Origin of the sequence: Rouxiella sp. S1S-2, assembly GCF_009208105.1 — a bacterium.
Classification (GTDB): domain Bacteria; phylum Pseudomonadota; class Gammaproteobacteria; order Enterobacterales; family Enterobacteriaceae; genus Rouxiella.
On record NZ_WFKL01000001.1, the window covers coordinates 4,651,962 to 4,667,930 of the forward strand.

At 52.8% G+C, this 15,969-nt stretch carries 11 protein-coding genes; 1 reads left to right on the forward strand and 10 read right to left on the reverse strand.

The features are described from left to right. Window positions 1-207 precede the first annotated feature (207 nt). From GA565_RS21375 to garL, 4 genes are all read right to left on the reverse strand, one after another. Window positions 208-1,515: an amino acid deaminase gene (locus tag GA565_RS21375; protein WP_152200657.1), complete on the reverse strand. Its 1,308-nt coding sequence runs from the start codon at window positions 1,513-1,515 to the stop codon at window positions 208-210. A gap of 151 nt (window positions 1,516-1,666) precedes the next feature. Next, complete coding sequence (locus tag GA565_RS21380; protein ID WP_152200659.1) at window positions 1,667-2,806, reverse strand: glycerate kinase; 1,140 nt, start codon at window positions 2,804-2,806, stop codon at window positions 1,667-1,669. 21 nt (window positions 2,807-2,827) lie between these two features. Continuing rightward, on the reverse strand, window positions 2,828-3,712 hold the full coding sequence (gene garR, locus GA565_RS21385) for a 2-hydroxy-3-oxopropionate reductase (RefSeq protein WP_152200661.1): 885 nt from the start codon (window positions 3,710-3,712) through the stop codon (window positions 2,828-2,830). A gap of 15 nt (window positions 3,713-3,727) precedes the next feature. Continuing rightward, window positions 3,728-4,498, reverse strand: coding sequence for a 2-dehydro-3-deoxyglucarate aldolase (gene garL / locus GA565_RS21390; RefSeq protein WP_152200663.1), 771 nt, complete (start codon window positions 4,496-4,498; stop codon window positions 3,728-3,730). Between the two features lie 391 nt (window positions 4,499-4,889). On the opposite strand from garL, the gene garD reads away from it, so the two are divergent. Then, complete coding sequence (gene garD / locus GA565_RS21395) at window positions 4,890-6,470, forward strand: galactarate dehydratase (RefSeq protein ID WP_152200665.1); 1,581 nt, start codon at window positions 4,890-4,892, stop codon at window positions 6,468-6,470. Between the two features lie 123 nt (window positions 6,471-6,593). On the opposite strand, the gene gudD is transcribed toward garD, so the two are convergent. From gudD to dgt, 6 genes are all read right to left on the reverse strand, one after another. Next, a complete protein-coding gene (gene gudD, locus GA565_RS21400) occupies window positions 6,594-7,934 on the reverse strand; it encodes a glucarate dehydratase (protein ID WP_152200667.1) in 1,341 nt (446 codons plus the stop codon). 11 nt (window positions 7,935-7,945) lie between these two features. After that, window positions 7,946-9,283, reverse strand: coding sequence for an enolase C-terminal domain-like protein (locus tag GA565_RS21405; protein WP_152201697.1), 1,338 nt, complete (start codon window positions 9,281-9,283; stop codon window positions 7,946-7,948). A 48-nt stretch (window positions 9,284-9,331) separates the two neighbouring features. Next, window positions 9,332-10,681 carry an MFS transporter gene (locus GA565_RS21410; protein ID WP_152200668.1) on the reverse strand — a complete coding sequence of 450 codons (1,350 nt, stop codon included), beginning with the start codon at window positions 10,679-10,681 and terminating at the stop codon, window positions 9,332-9,334. Window positions 10,682-11,166: 485 nt separating this feature from the next. Next, a complete protein-coding gene (locus GA565_RS21415; RefSeq protein ID WP_152200670.1) occupies window positions 11,167-12,324 on the reverse strand; it encodes a CdaR family transcriptional regulator in 1,158 nt (385 codons plus the stop codon). Window positions 12,325-12,573: 249 nt separating this feature from the next. After that, the gene (gene degP, locus GA565_RS21420; protein WP_152200672.1) at window positions 12,574-14,043 is read right to left on the reverse strand and encodes a serine endoprotease DegP; all 1,470 of its coding nucleotides are present in this window, start codon (window positions 14,041-14,043) and stop codon (window positions 12,574-12,576) included. 208 nt (window positions 14,044-14,251) lie between these two features. Beyond that, window positions 14,252-15,769: a dGTPase gene (gene dgt / locus GA565_RS21425; RefSeq protein ID WP_152200673.1), complete on the reverse strand. Its 1,518-nt coding sequence runs from the start codon at window positions 15,767-15,769 to the stop codon at window positions 14,252-14,254. Between the last annotated feature and the right edge of the window lie 200 nt (window positions 15,770-15,969).

The window sequence follows — 15,969 nt, forward strand, 5'->3', positions numbered from 1 at the left end:
AGGAAGACGGCAACTGAACGAATCCCCCGGAGCTTACATTAGTAAGTGACGGGGGTGAGTGAGGGCGGCCAACGCCCTGTCAATACGCGAAAGATTTCGTGTTGCAGGAAGACGGCAACTGAACGAATCCCCCGGAGCTTACATTAGTAAGTGACGGGGGTGAGTGAGGGCGGCCAACGCCCCTGCAGCACGAAAGATAATGCGTATTCAGAACCAAGTGCTGACGGCACCCGTCACATCATACTGCTCATTAATCAGCAAAAGCTGACGCCATTTGTCGAAGGTCAGGCACGGATGAGAGATATCAAATGACAGCATGTCGCCAATTTTGATATCGGCACCTTCGGGAATCGACATGAACGCATGCTGGTCCATCATGGCAAAGATTTTCCACTCCTCGGGGGCGGGAACCACCGCGGCGTAGGCATGGTTCAGGGCACTTTGCGGGCGATAATGTCCGCTGACAACTGGAAAACCGGCATCTGAGGACGTGTCGCGCTTACCCAACCCCAGGATTGCACGCCCCGGCTCAGGCAGCGATTGTACATAGGCCCAAACCTGCAGCGCGGGCAGCAGGCTAAAATTCATTTCTCGCGCAACGGGGTTATTTTGCTTAATACGATCGCTGGCGCGATGATAGGCTCCCACGTCGTGGGTGAGGTAACAACCGGGGCGTAGCACCACGTCGAGCGCATAATGCCCTGCGGCATCAAGATGGGTACCCATTTTGCTAAACTCCTCCGCCACCACGTCGTACCAGGCCGAACCGGCACCCGACAACATTACCGCCGGCTCTTTAAAAATACCCGCCTCCGCCAGAGTCAAGGTTCTCGCCACCACGTGCTGTAAAAAGGTGCGGATCGGTGCCTCTTCATTTAACACGCCTTCGTATAATTCAACGCCCACCAGCGAGAGCGACTGCGGCCAACGCGCCACAGCGGCCAGCACGGCCTGTTCCTGCTGCACGTTACGGATACCGGTTCTGCCTCCGACGATGCCAAACTCAAGCAGGATACGCAGCGTTTGCCCACGTTCAGCGAAGTAATGGCCCAGCGCGTCAACGTTATCGGCAGAGTCTACAATGCAGCAAAATTTAAAGTCCGCGTCCTGACGCATCAGGTTGGCAATAATCGCCATGTTGCCTTTGCCTACCAACTGGTTAGCCATCAACACGTTACGCACACCAAAAGCGAAGGCAGCGTCAATTTGCGCAGCGGTGGCCAAGGTAATTCCCCACGCACCGGCATCAGTCTGCATCCTGAACAGCTCCGGGCTCATGGTAGTTTTACCGTGCGGGGCCAGTTTTACCTTATAGCGGTCGATAAACTCCTGCATCCACGCCAGGTTGTGTTGAATTTTTTCCTCCGACAACACTGCCACCGGCAGGCTGACCTGCTCCTGCAAAATATTCCAGCCCTGACTGGCGATATCGCCCATTCGAGCCTTTGCATCTAACGGGCCCAATCCCTTGGTGTGAATATTAGCCGGCAGGCTGGCAAAAAAAGTCTCTGACATGATGAGTTCTCTTCAACGAATAGGCTTCAAAGCTATCGTAAAAATCGGGCAGATGAAACTGCTTTAGGCAGGCTGGCAGAGGACAAAATAAAAAACCGATATCCTCTTAAGACATCGGTTTCACATCAAAAATGGCCGACGAGTGAGGCCGTCACATTTTTTGCGCCAGACGGATCGTTGCGGCAATATTTCGCGCCGATTTACGCAAATTATCGGCGGCGTTCTCCAGCGCTTCATCCAAGGTGCAAACGCTGTACAGCACGCTGAATACCGCATCCAACCCGTGTTCGTACACCACATCGACGTCTTTAGTCAAACTGCCACCGATAGCAATCACCGGCTTGTTGTAACGTTTGGCAACCCGCGCTACGCCGATCGGCACTTTTCCGTTGATGCTCTGGCTGTCGATGCGACCCTCTCCGGTTATCACCAGCGTTGCGTCGCGCACCAGGGCGTCAAGGCCCAACGCCTCGGTGACAATCTCGATGCCCTGACGCAGTTCGGCATGGCAAAAACCATACAAGGCCGCCCCCATTCCACCCGCGGCACCCGCTCCGGGAACCTCTTCAACGTCAATGCCCAAATCCCGTTTAATGACCCCGGCATAATGTTTGAGATAACCGTCCAGTTGCTCAATCATCTCAGGCGTGGCGCCCTTTTGTGGCCCGAAAATCGCCGTCGCACCTTTATCACCGGTAAGCGGATTCGTTACGTCACAGGCCACTTCAAAGCGGCATTTTTTAATTCTTTTGTCCAAGCCGCTGATATCGATCTTATCGAGTTTACTCAGCTCGCCGCCGCCGTGGCCAATCTCCCTGCCGTCCTGGGTCAGCAGTTTTGCGCCCAAAGCCTGCACCATGCCGGAACCGCCGTCGTTGGTCGCACTGCCCCCAATGCCGATAATGCAGTGCTGAACGCCGTGATCAAGGGCACTTTTGATTAGCTCTCCGGTTCCGTAGGACGTCGTTTTTAGCGGATTACGCCTGGCCTGTGGCACGCTTTCCAAACCGCTTGCCGCCGCCATTTCGATAAAGGCAATTTTTTCGTCACCCGAAAGCCCGAAGAATGCCTTAATCGGCTCGCCGAGGGGGCCAGTCACCTCAACCTCAACCACGCGGCCACCGGTCGCGGCTACCATCGCCTCCACGGTGCCTTCGCCGCCGTCCGCCACCGGCAGTTTTACATACTCGGCCTGTGGAAAGATTTCACGAAAGCCGCTCTCAATGGCCTTTGCCACCTCCAGAGCCGACAAACTTTCTTTGAATGAGTCCGGTGCGATTACTATTTTCATAAGCTATCCACTCCCAGAGGACTACCGTGTCACTTCAACCTTCGCCAAGCTTTCATAATAGCGTGCAATCGCGCTGTGGTCAGACTGTCCGTGACCGTCAGCCTTCAAAGCCTGCATGATTTCCATGACCGACGCAGTGAGCGGCAGTTGCGCGCCAATCTCGTGCGAGGTGTCCAATGCATTAGCCAGGTCTTTGATATGTAAATCAATACGGAAACCGGGTTTAAAATTGCGGTCCATCACCATTGGCGCTTTTGCTTCTAAAACAGTGCTTCCCGCCAGGCCACCGCGAATGGCCTGAAACACCAAGTCCGGGTTCACACCTGCCTTGGTTGCCAGCACCAGCGCCTCGGACATGGCGGCAATATTTAGCGCCACGATCACCTGATTAGCCAGCTTGGTGACGTTTCCCGCGCCAATATCGCCGGTGTGCACCACTGAACCAGCCATCGATTTCATCACCTCGTAGCATTTATCGAACACGGCTTTATCGCCACCCACCATCACCGATAAAGTCCCTTCAATCGCTTTCGGCTCACCGCCGCTGACCGGTGCATCCAACATCAGCACCTTTTTTGCCGCCAGCGCCTGGCTGATTTCCCGGCTCGCCAACGGGGCAATTGAGCTCATATCAATCACAACTGTGCCTTCGCGCGCGCCTTCAATAATACCGTTCTCGCCTAAAACCACCGCCTTCACCTGAGGGGAGTTTGGCAGCATGGTAATAATAATATCGCTTTTCTCGGCCACGGCTTTAGGGGTAGCGGCCTTTTCTGCACCGGCGGCGACCAGTTCTTCGGTGGTCTCTTTGTGACGGTCCAGAAAAACTACCGAGTAACCTGCCTTGAGCAGGTTTTTACTCATCGGTTTGCCCATAATTCCAAGACCAATAAATCCGATTTTCATGCTTTATTCCCCTGATTATTTGGTAAAGCGGTCGCAGAGTGCCTGCGTAGCGGTGCGGAATACGCCTAAATCGCTGCCTACCGCGACGAAGGTGGCCCCCCACTCGATATAGCGCCGCGCATCGGCTTCCACCGGTGCCAGAATGCCGCTGGTTTTGCCGTGCGCTTTGGCACGGTCGAGAATGTGCTTGATAGCCGCCTGCACTTCGGGATGCCCGGCGTTGCCCAAATGCCCCAGCCCCGCAGCCAAATCGCTGGGTCCGACAAACAAATTGTCAACGCCGTCGACGGCGGCAATGACATCAATATTATCAATACCCTGCTGGCTTTCGATTTGTACCATCACGCTGATGTTGTCGTTGGCCTGAGCCAAATAGTCCGGGACGGTGCCAAACATATTGCCGCGATGAGAAACCGATACACCGCGAATGCCAGCCGGAGGATAACGGGTTGATGCCACCGCCAGTTCGGCCTGTGCCTGCGTTTCAACAAACGGGATCAGGAAGTTGGCAAAACCAATGTCCAACAGACGTTTGATAATCACCGGCTCATTGGTTGGCGGCCTGACAACTGGCGCACTTTTACTCCCCTTAAGCGCCATCATTTGAACAACAAAGCTTGAAATGTCGTTGGGCGCGTGTTCACCATCGAGTAACAACCAGTCAAAACCAGCCAGCCCTAAAACTTCGGTCGAAATCGGATTAGACAGCGCCGACCAACAGCCGATTAAGGTCTTGCCTGCCAGCAAGTCCTGGCGAAAACGGTTTAGGATCACTTGATTACTCATACGGAACCTCTGTTAAGGGGTGAAGATTTGGAAAATACGGGTGGGCGGTCTGCGTCGTTAATCGGCGAGGCCTGCAGTAATAATTCACTGAATTCAGTATAGAAAGATGGGATAAAAATGGCACTGTGCAAACGCCCAGTAATCCCGCCCTCCTCAGCACAATTTTCTTTGCAATGTCACATCACGATGGGACAACAATCACATTATTTTTTGGCCGCTAAAAACCACACAATAAACGGTGACAAGCGTCACGTTCACTCCCTCATTTGCCATAGAAAATAAGTTAATGACCGCTAAAAGCTAGTCACTTGCACAATGAGTAATCGTCACGTCTGCTTTATAATTTTGCTCAATTATTGTGGATAAAAGTATTTTCTAAACGGAGACGTTTATGTCACAGGCCATTATTTCGCGTAATAAAGAGCAAGCGACCGAGGCTTTATATATAAAGGTGCACGAGACAGATAACGTCGCCATCATTGTTAATGACAACGGACTGAAGGCCGGAACCCGTTTCGCCAGCGGGCTTGAGTTGATCGAGCATATTCCGCAGGGCCATAAAGTGGCACTGAGCGCCATTCGTCAGGGGGAAAACATTCTGCGTTACGGCGAAGTGATCGGCTATGCGCTGCGTGACATTGCTCAGGGTAGCTGGATTGACGAGTCGGTGGTTGCGCTGCCAGAGGCGCCGGCAATGGAGACTTTGCCGCTGGCCACGCGCGTTCCGCCCGCGCTAGCCCCGCTTGAGGGTTATACCTTCGAGGGTTATCGAAACAAAGACGGCAGCGTCGGCACTAAAAATCTGCTCGGTATCACCACCAGCGTGCACTGTGTGGCAGGCGTGGTGGATTATGTCGTGAAAATTATTGAGCGCGATCTGCTGCCCAACTATCCCAACGTCGACGGCGTGGTCGGGCTAAATCATCTCTACGGCTGCGGCGTGGCAATTAACGCACCGGCGGCGGTAGTGCCTATCCGCACTATCCATAATCTGGCGTTAAACCCCAATTTTGGTGGCGAAGTGATGGTCGTGGGCCTGGGCTGCGAAAAGCTGCAGCCTGAAAAACTGCTGCTCGGCACTGATGACGTGCAGGCGATTTCTCTTGATGATGTCAAGGTGATACGTCTGCAGGACGAGCAGCACGTCGGCTTTCAGTCGATGGTTGACGATATTCTTGCCGTGGCCGATTTTCATCTGCAGCGGTTAAATCAGCGTCAGCGTGAAACCTGCCCGGCTGCCGATTTGGTGGTGGGTACTCAGTGCGGCGGCAGCGATGCCTTCTCGGGCGTGACCGCTAATCCAGCGGTCGGCTTCGCCTCTGACCTGCTGGTGCGCTGCGGGGCAACAGTCATGTTCTCAGAAGTTACAGAGGTGCGCGATGCCATTCATCTGCTAACGCCACGCGTCGTTGACGAGCAGGTGGGCAAGCGGTTGCTGGAAGAAATGGCGTGGTACGACAACTATTTGGCCAGCGGCATGACTGACCGTAGCGCTAACCCTTCACCGGGCAACAAAAAAGGTGGGTTGGCTAACGTGGTTGAAAAAGCGCTGGGTTCGATTGCCAAGTCAGGCACCAGCGCCATTGTCGAGGTGCTTTCTCCGGGCCAGCGACCGACCAAACGCGGACTGATTTATGCCGCCACGCCCGCCAGTGACTTTGTCTGCGGGACTCAGCAAGTCGCCTCGGGTATCACGGTGCAGGTATTTACCACCGGTCGCGGCACGCCTTACGGTTTAACGGCGGTGCCGGTCATTAAAATGGCCACTCGCACTACGCTGGCCAATCGTTGGTTTGACCTGATGGACATCAATGCAGGCACGATCGCCACCGGCGATGCCACTATTGAAGACGTCGGCTGGGAGCTGTTTCATTTTATTCTGGATATTGCCAGCGGGCGCAAGAAAACCTGGTCAGATCAATGGGGTATTCATAACGCCTTAGCGGTGTTTAACCCGGCGCCGGTCACCTAATCTCAATGATTTTCAAAGATCTGAAACATTAAGGGCATGTGCTGCGTGACGTGGGGCAAGACGTTTTTGGCTTGTGACCGAGCGAAGGGAGTGCGCAGCACAAAAGCGCCCCCCCCTAACCCCTTATCTCACCAAACAAGGTTTTTTAGGATCAAACGCCCAGTTTGGGATCAAGAACTGCATGCCCGCTGCGTCATCCCTGGCGCCAAGCCCCATACTTTTATAAAGCTCGTGCGCCTTCATAAGCTGATCATCGTCGATTTCAACGCCCAGCCCAGGCCGTTCAGGCACACTCACCCTTCCCCCTTTGATTTGCAGCGGCTCTTTAGTCAGGCGCTGATTGCCCTCCTGCCAGATCCAGTGGGTATCGATCGCCGTAATTTTGCCAGGCGCCGCGGCAGCCACGTGGGTGAACATCGCCAGAGAAATATCAAAATGATTGTTGGAGTGCGAACCCCAGGTCAGCCCCCATTCATGACACATCTGCGCAACGCGTACCGATCCCTGCATCGTCCAGAAATGCGGATCCGCCAGCGGAATATCCACCGACTTAAGCTGAATGGTGTGGCCCATCTGCCGCCAGTCGGTGGCAATCATGTTGGTGGCGGTAGGCAGTCCGGTCGCCTGGCGGAACTCGGCCATGATTTCGCGTCCTGAAAAACCTTGCTCGGCGCCGCACGGGTCTTCGGCATAGGCCAGCACATTGCGCAGCTGCTTGCCCAACCCAATCGCCTCGTCCAGCGACCAGGCCCCGTTGGGGTCAAGCGTAATACGCGCCTGCGGGAAACGCTGCGACAGCGCCGTTACCGCTTCGGCCTCTTCACTGCCGCGCAGTACGCCGCCTTTTAATTTGAAATCATTAAAGCCGTATTGGTCATAGGCCGCCTCGGCCAGCCGCACTACCGCCTCCGGTGTCAGTGCTTCTTCATGACGCAGACGATACCAGTCGTTGCGCTGGTCTTTTTCTCGCTGATAAGGCAGAGCCGTTTTATCCGGGTTACCCACGTAGAACAAATACCCTAGCATTTCCACGGAATCTCGCTGCTGCCCGTCCCCCAACAGTGAGGCAACGCTGACGTCAAGATGTTGGCCCAGCAGGTCGAGCATGGCGGCCTCAATCGCGGTCACCACGTGAATGGTCGTGCGCAAATCAAAGGTTTGCAGGCCACGCCCTGAGGCGTCGCGGTCGGCAAACTGCTGGCGCACCGCGTTCATCACATTCTTATATTCACCCAGCGTTTTACCCACGACCAGCGGTTCGGCATCGGTCAACGTCTGGCGGATTTTCTCTCCACCGGGCACTTCCCCTACGCCGGTATGGCCGTCGTTATCTTTCAGAATCAGAATATTGCGGGTGAAAAAAGGTGAGTGCGCACCGCTCAGGTTTAACAGCATGCTGTCATGCCCGGCAACGGGAATAACCTGCATTGATACAATTTTGGGGGTAGAGAACGAGGCTGACATAACGACTCCTTTTAGCGACCAAATGCCGGACGTTTGCGATCAAATTTCCAATTCGAAACCAGATACTGCATAGCTGCTGCGTCGTTACGCGAGCCGCTTGGCAGTTTTTTATGCAGTTCATGCGCCTGATGGATTTTATCCATATCAATCTCGACGCCGAGGCCCGGTTTTTCGGGCACTCTGATTTTTCCGTTGACGATTTGTAACGGCTCTTTGGTCAGCCGCTGATTGCCCTCCTGCCAAATCCAGTGGGTATCGATAGCCGTCGGTTTGCCCGGCGCGGCGGCGGCAACGTGGGTAAACATCGCCAGCGAAATATCAAAATGGTTATTCGAGTGACAACCCCAGGTGAGACCCCAGTCGTCGCAAAGCTGGGCGACACGCACCGCGCCCTGCATGGTCCAGAAATGCGGATCCGCCAGCGGAATATCCACCGACTGCAGCATCACGGCATGCTGCATTTCACGCCAGTTGGTGGCAATCATATTGGTCGCGACCGGCAGGCCCGTCGCGCGCCTGAACTCGGCCATCACCTCGCGCCCCGAGAATCCTTGTTCCGCACCGCAGGGGTCTTCGGCATAGGTCAAAATACCCTGCATGTTTTTACACAAGCTAATGGCTTCATCCAGCAGCCATGCACCGTTCGGGTCAACGGTGATGCGCGCATCAGGGAAACGTTTATGCAGCGCCGTTACGGCTTCAATCTCCTCCTCACCGCGTAAAACGCCGCCCTTAAGTTTGAAATCCTTGAATCCATAGCGGTCCTGCGCCGCTTCGCCGAGCCGCACAATTGCGTCGCTGTCCATCGCCTTCTGATGACGCAGGTGATACCAGTCATCTTTGCCGCCTTCCCCCGTCTGATAAGGCAGGTCGGTTTGCTCGCGATCTCCCACGTAAAACAGATAACCGAGCACCGTCACTTCATCGCGCTGTTTGCCCGGCCCCAGCAGTTCAACCACCGGCACGCCGAGAAACTGCCCCATTAAATCGAGCAAGGCGGCTTCCAGCGCCGCCACGGCGTTAACCCGCAGCTCAAAAGTCCAGGCGCCTTTGCCAAAGGAATCAAAATCCGAAGACTGATTACCGACGTGGATTTCGTGCACCAGGCGATTCATGCGCGCCAATTCTTTGCCTTTTACCTGCGGCACGACGTCGATTAAGGTTTTATAAATCACTTCCCCACCCGGCGCCTCTCCCACGCCGGTATTGCCTGCACTGTCTTTGAGAATGACGATGTTACGGGTGAAATAGGCGCCGTGTGCGCCGCCAATATTTAGCAGCATACTATCGTGCCCTGCTACCGGGATTACCTGCATGTCGGTAATAATGGGTGAACTTTGTGTACTCATCATTTTTCCTTGCGCATTACGTCGGGAAATTGGGCTTCAAAGGCTTAATCAATAGGCGTGTAGTTCAATACGTTCGATTTTCTGCACAATAAACAGGAAGCTAATCACCGCCAGAAGGGCATGAATCGCCACGTAGAGCAGTGCACCGTTAAACGAGCCAGTGGCCGCAATGATGTAACCGATCGCGATAGGGGTAACGATGCCGGAGGCGTTGCCGCACATGTTGAACAATCCGCCGCTCAGGCCACTGATTTCCTTCGGGGCCGTATCGGCCAATACTGCCCAGCCCAGTGCACCCAGCCCTTTGCCAAAGAAGGCCATCGCCATTACCGCCACCACCACCCATTCGGTTGTCACGTAGTTACAGACCACCATCGACATCGATAACAGCATGCCGACCACGATAGGAAACTTGCGAGCGAAGGTCAGTGATTGAGTACGGCGCATCAGATAGTCAGAAAGGACGCCGCCCAGAATGCCGCCGAGGAAGCCGCAGATCGCTGGGATAGAGGCCACCATGCCGGCTTTAAGGATTGACATGCCCTTTTCCTGCACCAGGTAAATCGGGAACCAAGTGATAAAGAAGTAGGTCAACGCGTTGATGCAGTACTGCCCGAGGTAGATGCCCACCATCATGCGGGTTGAAAGCAGCTGTTTGATCTGCTGCCAGCGGCTGCCTTTGCCTACCACCCGGCCACCTTTATTGCTCTTCTGATCCATGTTGATCAGCCCGCCACCGGCTTCAATATAGTCAAGCTCTGCCTGATTGACTCTCGGGTGATCTTTAGGATCGTAAATCACTTTTAGCCACACAAAGCTCAGCACGATCCCCAGCCCGCCCATAAAGAAGAACACGTGGGACCAGCCAACTTCCGAGGTCAACCAGCCCATGATCGGCGCAAAAATTACCGTGGCGAAATACTGTGCGGAGTTAAAAATCGAGACCGCCGTGCCGCGTTCCTGCGCCGGAAACCAAGCAGCAACGATGCGACTGTTGCCCGGAAACGACGGTGCTTCAGCGAGGCCTACCAGAAAACGCAGGGCAAAAAGTGCAATCACAATGCCGAAGCCGTGGAATATATCCACAAAGCCTTGTAGCAGGGTAAACAGTGACCAGATGAAAATACTGTAGAAATAAACTTTTTTAGAGCCAAATTTATCCAGTAACCACCCCCCCGGGATTTGCCCTATAACATAGGCCCAGGAGAATGCAGAAAAGATATAACCCATGCCGACCGAATCAAGGCCTATATCTTTAGCCATCGCAGACCCGGCAATAGAAAGCGTTGCCCTGTCGCCATAATTAAAAGAGGTAACAATAAACAACATTACAACTATCCAGTAGCGAGCATTGGTTCTTTTTTTAGTAATACTCGCCGCCGAGCTGAATGTATCCATGGTGTACTCCATAAAGAGAGGAATAATGCCAAGCTTATTCTGTGAAATGTTGTAGGGTGCAGAATAAAGCCGATAGGGAACAAGGCGTCATGGTGCTAATGAAACGTCATTCTTGTAGGAAAATTCATTAGAGCCAATGCACATGACGATAATCAGTATAGGGGTAACCCGATGCCCCCTCACTAGGCAACCACACAAGCTTGAGGGCAGGAAATGAATTAGATTATTGCAACTGCACAGCAGGATGCGAATCCCGTCACGAAAAGTTTCTTTCACCTGATGCGATAAACTTTCCCTCGGAACGTTGACCAAAATTTGAGAATAAAAGCCTGTCACTGTGCACATTATTATTTGTGAGAGAAATCACAAAATATGACAATGAATAACGTTGATTCATCAAAAAGAGTCTTTCTCGGTTTTATAAATAATACCCAATAAATAAAGGCTTGCTCCTTCAGAGAGGACAACCTTTATTGATGAATGAATTAGTTCTCGTCATCAAGCTGTAATGCCACGTAAAGCAACAGGCGGTCATCGAAATTCCCCAGGTCCAGTCCGGTCAGTTCTGAAATACGATTTAACCGATACTCAAGGGTATTACGGTGAATATACAGCGCTTTTGCCGTCGCACTTGGCTGCACGTTGTGCCTAAACCACGCAGCCAGCGTTCTTCTTAATAATCCATTACTGTCCGTAGCTTTTAAGCGCGCCAGTGGGCGCACCAGCTCATCAGCCTGCCACCCGCCGCGCAGGCTATCGAGCAGTACCGGTAGGGTAAGGTCCTGATAATAATAGCTACGTTGGTCCGGCATACGCTGCTTGCCCACCGACATTGTCGTTTTTGCCGTACGGTAAGAGCGCGCGATGCTGCCCGGACCGGTGAAAAAATTCCCCAGAGAGATGCGCACCCGCAGACGACCCGTTTCTGTCATGCGCGACATCAAATGATCGACCCGTTGACGGTGTGATTCCGGATCCCAGCGATCGTAATGATTCAGTGCCGGTTTCAATACCACCATTTCCGTCAGCGACACAATCGCGATCAGATTGTCGCGCTCTGGCGTGATCAATAGTTGCTGCAGCTGCTGCAACTCGGCCATGGCACTGTCAACGCCGAGCTGTCCGCTGTCGACTTCAACTACCGCCACTACGCGCGGCTTGTTAATGTCTATCCCCAGGCGCTGCGCCCACTCCATAAGCGCCGGCGAAAGTTCGTCCATGCGGATAAGATTAAGCACCAGCTCTTCGCGCAGACGGCTGTCCTGCGCCAGCATGTGCAGGAGGCGCGCCTGCTCAAGCATCATTTCGGCGGTCATACACACCAGCTCGCCGTATTGTCTGAGCTGAGCAGGATTACCGGTTAACCCAATGACCCCCACTATCTCGCCATCAATACGCAGCGGAAGATTGACTCCCGGTCTGACGCCGTGCAAATGCCGTGCAACGCCTTCATCAATATCGACGATTCGCTCTTGTGAAATACACAACAGCGCGCCTTCATGCAGCTCGCCCAAGCGTTGATCGTCGCCGCTACCGATTATCTTTCCACGAGGATCCATAACATTGACATTGCTATCAATGATTTGCATGGTACGGGCGACGATCTGCTGAGCCAATTTTGCATCAAGATGATACGCGGCCATGAATTAACTGCCTCTAATAAATACAATTATTTTAAACAGAATACGCAGCCGCGCCGTGGCATACATTGTGCAAATGCACAAAGCTTAGAAGATTGGCATAGAGTTGAGCGTATCGTCACAGTTTGAATGGGTTTATTCAGCACCAGCTTTTGTTAAAAAATAAAAAGGCAGACCGAAGTCTGCCTTTGTGGCTCGTCGCGCAAGTGTGAAAGCACCCGCGCGTGAGAGATGACGGCATTGTGCGAGCGACTATTGAGCCAGCAGATAGATCTGGGTGCCACCACGCTGAATGTCCAGCGCCAGCACGCCCGGCTTGCTGTCGAGGATCTTACGCAAATCACCGAGGTTGCTGACTGGCTGCTGGTTAACACCGCGGATGATGTCACCTTTCTTCAGCCCAACGCGCGCGGCCGTACTGCCAGGCTTAACGCTCTCGATCTGAACGCCTTTCTGACCGTTTACGTCGCTGTTGCTCAGCTCGGCACCCTCAATTCCGTTATAAACCGTCGGCGTTGCGAGCTGCGCTGGCTGAGTACTTTGTTGCAGAACCACATCAACGTTTACAGGCTTGCCGTCGCGCAGCAGGCCAACGCTAATTTTGCTGCCGATGGCCATGGTGCCTACGTCGGCACGGAAGGACGCGAAGCTGCTGATCGGTTTACCGTTCATGCTGACAATCACGTCGCCCGCCTTGATGCCGGCTTTTTCAGCGGCAGACTTCGGCAGAACCTGACTGATAAACGCGCCACGCTGTGCGTCCACTTTCATGGCCTTCGCCAGTTCAGAGTTGAGCTCGGTGCCCATGATGCCCAGTTCACCGCGCTTGACCTGGCCGTACTCGATCATCTGTTTCGCCAGGTTTTGCACCATGTTGCTCGGGATAGCAAAACCGATACCGATGTTGCCACCATCCGGCGCCAGAATGGCAGTATTCAGGCCGATCAACTCACCGTTGAGATTAACCAACGCGCCGCCGGAGTTACCGCGGTTAATGGCGGCATCTGTCTGGATAAAGTTTTCATAATTTTCAATGTTCAGGCCGGAACGACCCAGTGCAGAAACAATCCCCGAGGTGGCCGTTTGACCCAGACCATACGGGTTACCGATGGCGACAGTATAATCACCCACGCGCAGTTGCTCTGAATCGGCGAATTTAATGGCCGTCAGATTTTTCGCATCGATCAACTGAATAACGGCGATGTCGGACTGCGGATCCTTACCGATCACTTTAGCGGTATAGCGACGTCCATCGTTTAGCTGTACGGTAATTTTATTGGCGTTTTCGACCACGTGGTTATTGGTAACAACATAGCCTTTTGCTGCATCAATAACGACGCCGGAGCCCAGCGCCTGGAAGGCCTGTTTTGCTGGAGCCTGCTGCTGTTGCTGTTGGCCGTCATCGTCACCGTCATCTCCGCCCGCCCCACCCTGTTGGCAGACCGGGGAGTTCTGGAATGGCGAACCGTCCTGACAAAGCGGTGAGTTTTCACCAAAGAACTGCTGGAACTGCTGCCCCATGCGTGGCGTTTTAACCGGTGCACTGCCGTCGATATTGATGCTAACAACCGAAGGCATCACTTTCTCCAACATCGGTGCCAGACTTGGCACCTGCGTGGTACTGGAAGAAGCAGTCTCTGCAGCCAATGCCGATGAAACAGGCGCTACAGCCATACCAACACTTAACGCCAAAGCGCTCAAGAATAGAGTAGTTTTTTTCATCAGAAGAAATCTCTTTAAATTATGTGGTGGCGACAAGTGTTTGCCACCTTGCCAGGTAGTCGTGTACTGAGATTTAATTAATAACCCGAAGTTCATCTTCGTCGATCTGACAATAGTAAAAAAGTATTGTCGATATTTACAAAAGGACGTTTTTTAACCTGCTGTTTGCTGCAAATAATTGCAGTTAAGGGGCATTTTAATGCGCAAATTATTCGGCGGCCATCAGTCTGCGATATTCATCATATGCATAAAGATCCGTCATGCCGCTGATATAATCCTGGATCATTCGCGCTCGAAAATAGTATTCACTCACCTGCTTTTCAGCCTGCCCCTTCTCTTTAAGTTTAGCTATCGCCTCACTGTACGCCAATCGGTGTTTCGAGGACAGTTTATGAAATAGCCTAGTTTCAATAGGATAGCGTTTGTGTGTGTCCTCTTCCACCAGTTGGGTAAAGTCATCAAGTGGCATATCCAGCAGCGGGCTATAAATATCCAATAGTCCGCTAATAATTCGATATCCCTGCAATTCTAATTCTTCAACTTCGTGATGGTTAAAGACGTGTTTAAACGCCACACTTTTATATATTTTCAGCAGACGATTGGCCGGGCTGACGTCCTCCAGTAAAGCCTGATTGAAGGTTCCTGAATATATTGACGATAAATTACTTATAAAACGCTTAGCGGCGTGAGGAACCAGCTGCTTAACCGTTTGCACCCGCAGCTCCATAAAGAAGTAATCAACCGGATGACGGAAAGTTTTGGCGCGATCCATTTTCTGATAGGCGGTATCAACTACCTTCTCAAACCAGTCGCCCGGTGCCGCTTCGCCCCACTCGCGCTTAAGGTGCTCGTACAGCTGTTTGACAGTAAAAATATCTTTCTCAACCGCGTCCTCAAGGTCGGCAATGCAGTAAGAGATATCGTCGGCAGCTTCCATGATATACGTGAGTGGAAAGCGACTAAATTCGCCCAAGTCCAGCTCGCTGCGCAGATGGCGAATAAAAGGTTCTTCCGACAGGTAAAAGCCGGGTTTTTTCATCAGGTAACTGAATGCGGCAGGCGTTTCTTCAGACCAATAGGCCGGACGGGTATATTTGAGAATACAGGCGGTCTGAGTGAAGGTCAGATTCAGTTTGAGCAACGTGAATACCAGGCGGATCGCCTGCGCGTTGCCGTCGAAATGACAGAGATCGTAGCGCACTTTTTTACGCAAAAGATCCAGTGCCTCATCATGCCCGTCGAGGCGTAAAAAACTCAGATGGCAGTTTTCAAAAGCCGTGCTGCCACTCTCAAGACTGGCGATGTCCATACGTTTGGCAAACCAGTTATTGATCGCCGATTCACCGAAATGACCAAACGGGGGATTGCCGATGTCATGCATCAGGCAGGCCATTTCCACTACGCTTTCAAAGGGATCCGTTGATTCACTCAGCCCAAGCTGTTCAAGTTGCCCCTCTTTTCTCAACCGATGCAAGATCTCTTTGGCAATGTGGCGTCCCACCTGCTGCACTTCCATAGAATGAGTCAGTCGGCTGCGCACAGCGGCGTTTTTTTCCAGCGGAAACACCTGCGTTTTTTGCTGCAAACGGCGGATCGCGGCAGAATTGATAATACGTCCGCGATCGCTTTCAAAGTGGCGTATAATGTCGTATTCGTCACCGGCTTCAATCGGTGGACTAAAAGGACGTTGGAAATTGAATTTCTTTTTAAAATCGATCCCAGACATAATTTCCTACCTCATCAGTCACTTCATCCGTTAATTCTGCATCCTGTTGCACGCAGCAAACGCATTATTTCTTGCCTTTAGCCATGATAGACTATGCCGCATTGGTCGAGGTTGTGTCCAACTGTCTGCACTCTGCGGCAGTTGCCCGGCAACCCCTGCATCTGACAGGATAAAGGGGATCTTTTCATCATCTGCGAGTA